This is a genomic window from Segeticoccus rhizosphaerae, from assembly GCF_009192725.1.
GTDB classification, from domain to species: Bacteria; Actinomycetota; Actinomycetes; order Actinomycetales; family Dermatophilaceae; genus Segeticoccus; species Segeticoccus rhizosphaerae.
The window spans coordinates 1-1,320 of record NZ_VOHR01000562.1 but is presented as its reverse complement, the minus strand read 5'-3'; the positions used below and the strand labels follow the sequence as shown (position 1 = coordinate 1,320).

The 1,320-nt window shown below is 73.0% G+C and carries 3 protein-coding genes; all 3 read left to right on the top strand.

Features of this window, described 5'->3' with window-relative positions:
* Window positions 1-403, top strand: a 403-nt coding sequence (locus tag FRW57_RS23670) for a hypothetical protein (RefSeq protein ID WP_162529468.1), incomplete at its 5' end; no start/stop codon positions are given.
* Between the two features lie 124 nt (window positions 404-527).
* Window positions 528-866, top strand: coding sequence for a hypothetical protein (locus tag FRW57_RS21665; protein WP_137123319.1), 339 nt, complete (start codon window positions 528-530; stop codon window positions 864-866).
* On the top strand, window positions 863-1,320 hold a 458-nt coding region (locus tag FRW57_RS21660), incomplete at its 3' end, for a hypothetical protein (RefSeq protein WP_152187044.1). The genes FRW57_RS21665 and FRW57_RS21660, both read left to right, overlap by 4 nt.

Below are 1,320 nucleotides of genomic sequence, written 5' to 3'. Positions count from 1 at the left end.
CGACTGGCTCCACGCGCAGGGCGCGGCCGGGCTGGCAGCGTTCGACCGCGCCACCTGCCTGACCGCGGGCGCCGAGGAGGTCGCGCCGCACCTGCCCGGGCGGGAGATCGTGCGGCTCTGCTTCGACAGCGAACAGGAACCCATCCACCTGGCCATCTCGGCCATCTCGGCCATGATCCCACTGGCCTTGCGGCTGCCGACCCGCGCAACGCAGCAGCTGGTCGCAGGGGCGTCCCGTGAGATGAGCATGCGCGGCTGGAACCCCGACGACGCCTTCACCCACGCCCTCTGCTCCGCGATCGAGCAGACCCGACGTCGACGACACGATGCCCAACCGGCTCCCCCCACCCCCAAGCCCTTCGAGCCCGAACCAGGCGTCCACAGCTTCGACCTCGCCCGATGACACCGGCACGCCCCGCCGCACAGGCTCGGCGCACCCGGCCGGCAGCCAACGACGCGGGCGAAGCTCGGCATACCGCCGGATCCCAGGAGGCGACCATGACCGACCCAACGCCCGAGAGGACGCCATGACCATCACCGACGACCCGCGCCTCGACCAAGCAGCCGCGCACCTGGCCGCAGCCGCCGAACTTCTCGAGGCCGGCGACACCAGCGACCAGGTCTTCTCCCCCGCCCGGGGTCTGGCCGCCCAGCTGCAGCTGATCGGCCACGGCCTGCGACCCGGCATCGCGCCCGCCACGGAGGCGTTCGTGCCGGTGGGCACCGTGACCGCCCACGTCGACTACGCCCTGTCGTTGCTCGACGCGCTCGACCCCGACACGGGACCCGCCGACCTGTTCCTGTGGCATTCACGATTGGCCGACCTGCGCTCACGACTGGCCACCCTGACCGTCCCCGGGACATGAGCACCACCACCGTCGGCGACCTGATCTCCCGCGCCGAGGCCCTCGCCGAGGCCCTGCACCACGAGCCCACGCCGCTGCCCCGGCGTGCTTGGCAACGGTTCGACGCCACCACCTACCGGCTGCTCGACCTGATCACCGACCTGCCGCCGGCCCAGCCCACCAGCCGGCCCGCCCTGCTGATCCGGTTGCGCGACGCCTACCCGATGCCGCTGACCCTGCTGCGCGAACCACGCACCTACACCGTCGCGCAGTACGCCGCCCCCTACGGCTACCCGCTGATGACCGTCCGCAGCCGGATCAGCCGTGGCCTGCTGCCGACCACCGACGATCACGGTCAGGCCCGCATCGACGCACGACCCGGCCCGGACGCCGCCGACCTGGCACCGGCCGACCCGGCCAGCGTCGAACCCCTCGACCAGCTCGCCGCGACGCTCGGCGCCGTGGCCGACCTGCT